Annotated in this window: 6 protein-coding genes; all 6 read right to left on the bottom strand. The window is 67.6% G+C overall.

Going from position 1 to position 5806, the window contains the following annotated elements; translation table 11 throughout:
- Window positions 1-693, bottom strand: a 693-nt coding sequence (locus tag JHD67_RS20750) for a thiamine pyrophosphate-binding protein (protein WP_255557427.1), incomplete at its 3' end; no start/stop codon positions are given.
- A 232-nt stretch (window positions 694-925) separates the two neighbouring features.
- Entirely contained in the window at window positions 926-1945 is a 1020-nt protein-coding gene (gene ilvC / locus JHD67_RS20745; RefSeq protein ID WP_199101056.1) for a ketol-acid reductoisomerase, read from the bottom strand.
- Window positions 1942-3663, bottom strand: coding sequence for a dihydroxy-acid dehydratase (ilvD, locus tag JHD67_RS20740; RefSeq protein ID WP_199101055.1), 1722 nt, complete (start codon window positions 3661-3663; stop codon window positions 1942-1944). Before ilvD ends, ilvC begins: the two co-directional genes overlap by 4 nt.
- Window positions 3664-3822: 159 nt before the next feature.
- Window positions 3823-4920 carry a 3-isopropylmalate dehydrogenase gene (gene leuB / locus JHD67_RS20735; RefSeq protein ID WP_199101054.1) on the bottom strand — a complete coding sequence of 366 codons (1098 nt, stop codon included), beginning with the start codon at window positions 4918-4920 and terminating at the stop codon, window positions 3823-3825.
- Window positions 4917-5501, bottom strand: coding sequence for a 3-isopropylmalate dehydratase small subunit (gene leuD, locus JHD67_RS20730; RefSeq protein WP_199101053.1), 585 nt, complete (start codon window positions 5499-5501; stop codon window positions 4917-4919). Before leuD ends, leuB begins: the two co-directional genes overlap by 4 nt.
- Window positions 5498-5806: aconitase family protein (locus JHD67_RS20725; protein WP_255557424.1), on the bottom strand; the 309-nt coding region annotated here is incomplete at its 5' end. The genes leuD and JHD67_RS20725, both read right to left, overlap by 4 nt.

The following is a 5806-nucleotide window of genomic DNA, read 5'->3' as shown; positions in this document are numbered from 1 at the left end:
CTGCGCATCGTCCAGGCGTGCATGGTCGATGGCGTGCTGGCGCGCACGATAGCCCAGGATGGGCAGGGTGCCATGGCCGGCAAAGTTGAGCGGGGTGTTCTGTACATCTTTGGGAATATCGACCACCACCGGGCCAGGGCGGCCGCTGCGGGCGATCTCGAAGGCGGTGCGCAAGGTCGCTTCCAGGCGCGACGGGTCGGTGACCAGGAACACGTGTTTGGCGCAAGGGCTCATGATGTTGCTGATCGGTGCTTCCTGGAACGCGTCGCTGCCCAGCGCGGCGGTGGGCACCTGGCCGCAGATCACGACCATGGGCACGGAATCGGACATGGCGTCGCGCACCGGTGTGACCATGTTGGTGGCGCCGGGTCCGGAGGTGACGATGGCCACGCCCACCTTGCCCGAGGCCCGCGCGTAACCGGCGGCCATGAAGCCTGCGCCCTGTTCGTTGGCGGGCACGATCAGCGGCATCGGTTCACCGCCGTTGGGGGAAAGATGCGTGGCGTTGTAGCGGAACACGGCGTCGTACACCGGCAGGATCGCGCCGCCGGAATAGCCGAACAGCACGTCGACGCCTTCGTCGGCCAATACCTGCACCACGACTTCCGCACCGCTCATGGTCTGGCCGGCGAGCGGGTGGCTCGCCACGGAGGTGGTCAGGTCGTGCTCTGGGACGGCGCGCTGCAGTGGCATGTTCACGGTGATCGGGGTTCCCAATGCGCCGATGGTTCGGCGGTTCGAATACGTGGTGGAAAAACGCCTCCCCTGAAAATCAGGGGAGGGTCTGTGAGAGGCAATGCGTGCTTGCGGGAAAAGCCGCCCTCTTAAGTGGAACAACGAACGTGCGAATGGCCTTGAAGCGCTTCGGCACGTTGAAAGTCGCCGGTTCCCCGCTTTGGCGGGGATGACGAGCAGATCTGGCCTGTTAACCCACCTTCTTGAGCGGCTCGGAGGCCGGCTTGGACGCGCCGGCTTGCAGCCACGACATGCGCGCACGCAGCTTGGCGCCCACCTGTTCCACCGGATGCTCAAGATCGGCCTGCTTGAACTTCTTGTAGTTCGGCAGGCCGGCGTTGTACTCGGCGATCCAGTTGCGCGCGAAGGTGCCGTCCTGGATGTCCTTGAGCACGTCCTTCATGCGCGCCTTGGTGCCGGCGTCGATCACGCGCGGGCCGCTCACGTAGTCGCCGTACTGCGCGGTTTCGGAGACGAACTCCAGCATGCGCGCGATGCCGCCTTCGTAGAACAGGTCCACGATCAGCTTCAGTTCGTGCAGCACTTCGTAATAGGCGATTTCCGGCTGATATCCGGCTTCCACCAGGGTTTCGAAGCCGGCCTGAACCAGCGAGCTGGCGCCGCCGCACAGCACGGCCTGCTCGCCGAACAGATCGGTTTCGGTCTCTTCCTTGAAATCGGTCTTGATCAGCAGCGCGCGACCGCCGCCGATGCCGTCGGCATACGCCTTGGCCTTGGCTTCGGCGTGGCCGCTGACGTCCTGGTGGATGGCCCAGATGCTGGGCACGCCACGGCCGATTTCATACTCGCGCCGCACCAGCGCGCCCGGGCCCTTCGGCGCCACCAGGATCACGTCGATATCGGTGCGCGGCTCGATCTGCTTGAAGTGCACGTTGAAGCCATGCGCGAACAACAGCGCGGCGCCCGGCTTGATGTGGGGCTCGATGTGCTCCTTGTACAGGGTCGGCTGCACCATGTCGGGGGTGAGCACGGCCACCAGGTCGGCGCCCTTCACGGCGTCGCCCGGCTCGGCCACGTTGAAACCTTCGGCGCGGGCCTTCTCCCACGAGGGGCCGCCCTTGCGCAGGCCTACCACCACGTCGAGACCGGAGTCGCGCAGGTTGAGGGCGTGGGCACGGCCCTGGCTGCCGTAGCCGAGGACGGCGATGCGGGCCTTGGCCAGCGTGTCGTTGGTGGTGTTGCTGCTCATGCGGTAACTCCTGCGGTCGTGTCTTCGTGGACGTGGTGGGAAGGGGTGGAAGCGGACGTACTGCGTGTGGCGGAGGGATGCGTGGTGGCGCCGTCGGAGGCGGAGCCGACCAGGTGTGCGTATTTGGCGAGCGCGCCGCGGGTGACCTTGGGGGCGGGCGGTTGCCAGCTGGCGCGACGCGCGGCGAGGTCGGCGGTGGTGCTGATCTGGCGCGTGTCGGCGTCGATGCGAATGCGGTCGCCTTCGCGCAGCAGCGCGATGGGGCCGCCGCGCGCGGCTTCCGGTGCGATGTGGCCCACCATGTAGCCGTGCGTGGCGCCGGAGAAGCGGCCATCGGTAATCAGTGCCACATCGTCGCCCAGGCCGCGACCGACCAGGGCGGCGGTGACGCCCAGCATCTCGCGCATGCCGGGGCCGCCGGCCGGCCCTTCGTTGCGGATGACGATGACGTCGCCCTTTTCGATCAGGCCGCCCTGCACGGCGGCAAAGGCCTGCTCCTCGCTTTCGAAGACGCGTGCGCGACCGTCGAAATGGTTGGCGCCCTTGCCGGCGAGCTTGAGGATGCAGCCTTCCGGTGCGAGGTTGCCGTAGAGAATGGAGTAGCCGCCGCGTGGCTTGAGCGGCTGCGACACCGGATGCACCACATCCTGCTGCTCGGCGCGCGGCGCCAGCGCGGTTTCCTCGAACAGGCTGCGACCGGTAACGGTGGGGGCGTCATCCAGCATGCCGGCGGCGATCAGTTCCTGCGCCACGCGCGCGCTGCCACCGGCGCCGAACATTTCCACGGCGGTGTAGCGGCCGCCGGGCAACAGGTCGGCGATCACCGGCGTGTGCTTGGAAGCGGGTTCGAAATCTTCCAGCGTCCACGGCGTACCCGCTTCGCGCGCGATGGCCAGCAGATGCAGCACGGCGTTAGTGGAGCCGGCGGTGGCGGCGACCATGCGCGCGGCATTGCGGAACGCGGTTTCGGTGAGCAGTTCGCGCGGCGTGCGGCCTTCCTTCAGGCATTCCATCACCAGCTCGCCGCAGCGGTGTGCGGCGGCGGTCTTGGCCGGGTGGGTCGCGGGAATATCGTTGAAGCCCATCGGTGACAGGCCGAGCGTGGTGAGCACCATCGCCATGGTGTTGGCGGTGAACTGGCCACCGCAGGCGCCCGCGCCGGGGCAGGCATCGCGTTCGACCGAGGTGAGCTCGGCCGTATCGATCTTGCCCGCGCCGTGCGCGCCCACCGCCTCGAACACCTGCTGGATGGTGATCGGGTGATTGTCGTGCGTGCCGTGCGCGATGGTGCCGCCGTACAGCGCCACGCTGGGAATGTTCAGGCGCGCCATCGCCATGGCGGCGGCGGGGATGGTCTTGTCGCAGCCGCACAGCACCACCATGGCGTCCAGGCAGTGGCCGTCCACGGCCAGCTCAATGGAGTCGGTGATCACTTCGCGGCTGATCAGCGAGGCGCGCATGCCGGGTGTGCCCATGGCGATGCCGTCGGTGACCGCGATGGTGTTGAACTCCACCGGCGTGCCACCCGCCGCGCGGATGCCTTCGGCGACGTGCTCGGCCAGCTCGCGCAGGTTGAGGTTGCACGGGCTTACGTTGGACCAGGTGTGCACGACGGCCACCAGCGGTTTGGCGATGGCCGCGTCGTCCAGGCCGGTGGCGCGCAACATGGCGCGCGCGGGTGCGCGGTCGGGGCCGGTCTTGATCAAGTCACTGCGCATGCGTGGATTCCGGTGTCGAATGTCGGGTGGGAGTCAGTGGCGCTGCCAGCGGCGGGTCGTGGCGAAACACCCTGGGATCCGCCCTTCGGCGGTTGAAGCGCGTCTCCCGCCCGGGCGGGAATGACGGTGTAGAGGTGTCGTTCCGAACATGGGAAGGCATCAACCGCATGCGCGTCCCCAGCGCAGGAACGCCGCGGCGTTGCAGGCGTGTTCGTCCAGCGCGGCCAGCACGGCGTCCACCACGTCCTGGGTGCTGGCATGGCCGCCGATATCGGGGGTATGCGGGCCGTGTTCGATCACGTGCGCCACGGCGCTTTCCACCGCGACGGCCTCTTCTTCCAGGCCCAGCGAATGGCGCAGCAGCATGGCTGCGGAAAGCATGGCGCCGGTGGGGTTGGCCACGCCCTGGCCGGCGATGTCCGGTGCCGAACCATGAATGGGTTCGTACAGGCCGCCCTTGCCTTCGCCCAGCGAGGCGGAAGGCAACAGGCCCAGCGAGCCGGCCAAGGCGGCCGCTTCGTCGGTGAGGATGTCACCGAACAGGTTCTCGGTGACCACCACGTCGTAGCGGGACGGCTGCGTGAGCAACAGCATGGCCATCGAATCGACCAGCTGGTGTTCCAGCTTCACGTCGGGAAACTCGGTGGCGATGCGCTGCACGGTGCTGCGCCACAGGCGCGATGTCTCCAGCACGTTGGCCTTGTCCACCGAGGTGACGTGCTTGCGGCGTCCGCGTGCCAGGTTAAAGGCGCGGCGCACCACGCGCTCCACTTCGGCGACGGTGTACTTGCACTCGTCGATGGCGGTGTCGATGGTGCGTGTCTTGGCGCCGAAGTAGGCGCCGCCGGTGAGTTCGCGCACGAACAGCACATCGACGTGCTTGAGCTTTTCGTTTTTCAGCGGCGACAGTTCGGCCAGTGCCGGATGCACTTGCAGCGGACGCAGGTTGGCATACACGCCCAGGGCCGCGCGCAGTGCCAGCAGGCCTTGCTCGGGGCGCACCGGCGCATTGGGGTCGGACCACTTGGGGCCACCCACCGCACCGAGCAACACTGCATCGGCCGCCTTGCAGGCTTCCAGCGACGCGGCTGGCAGCGGTTCGCCGCTGGCATCGATGGCGCAGCCGCCGATCAACTGTTCTTCGAAATGGAAGTGATGGTCGTAATGCGCGGCAACCGCATCGAGCACGGCCGCGGCCGCGGCGGTGACTTCGGGGCCGACGCCATCGCCGGGCAGGGTGACGATATGCGCTCTCATGCGGCTTTCTCCACGCGTTGTTCGTAAGCGGTGATGGCGTCCTGGTGTTGCTGGAGGTAACCCAGCTGATCGACGCCGTTGAGCAGGCAGTGGCGGGCGAAGGGCTCGAGCTGGAAGCGGATGCGGCCGCCATCGGGCAGGGCGATGTATTGCTCGCGTACGTCGATGGACAGTTCGACGCCCGGATGTTCCAGCAACCAGCGGTGTTCGGCCTCGTCGAGCACGATGGCGAGCAGGCCGTTCTTCAGCGCGTTGTTGCGGAAGATGTCGGCGATCTCGCTGCACAGCACGGCCTGTACGCCGTAGTCCAGCAGCGCCCACGGCGCGTGTTCGCGCGACGAACCGCAACCGAAATTGCGGCCCGCGACGAGAATGTGGCAACCCTTCGCCTGCGGCTGGTTGAGCGGGAAGGCCGGGTTATCGCTGCCATCGGCCTGGTAGCGCCAATCGTTGAAGCACAGCTTGCCCAGGCCGGCGCGCTGGGTGGTGGTGAGAAAGCGCGCGGGGATGATGCGGTCGGTATCGATGTTCTCGTCCGCCAGCACGGCGGTGCGCGAGTGGATGCGGGTGATGGGTTTCATGCGGCGGCCTCCTGCAGGTAGTCACGCGGATCGGCGATGCGGCCGGCCAGCGCCGATGCGGCGGCGGTTGCCGGGCTGGCCAACACGGTGCGGGCGCCTTTGCCCTGGCGGCCTTCGAAGTTGCGGTTGGAGGTGCTCACCACCAGTTGGCCCGGCTGCGCCAGGTCGCCGTTCATGGCGATGCACATGGAGCAGCCCGGCACGCGCCACTCCGCGCCGGCGGCGGTGAATACGTGGTGCAAGCCTTCGTTCTCCGCGTCGCGGCGCACCGCTTCGGAGCCCGGTACCACCAGCATGCGAACGCC

The sequence above is a fragment of the Dyella sp. ASV21 genome (genome assembly GCF_016428975.1).
GTDB lineage: Bacteria > Pseudomonadota > Gammaproteobacteria > Xanthomonadales > Rhodanobacteraceae > Dyella.
This window is presented reverse-complemented; position numbering and strand designations above follow the sequence as displayed.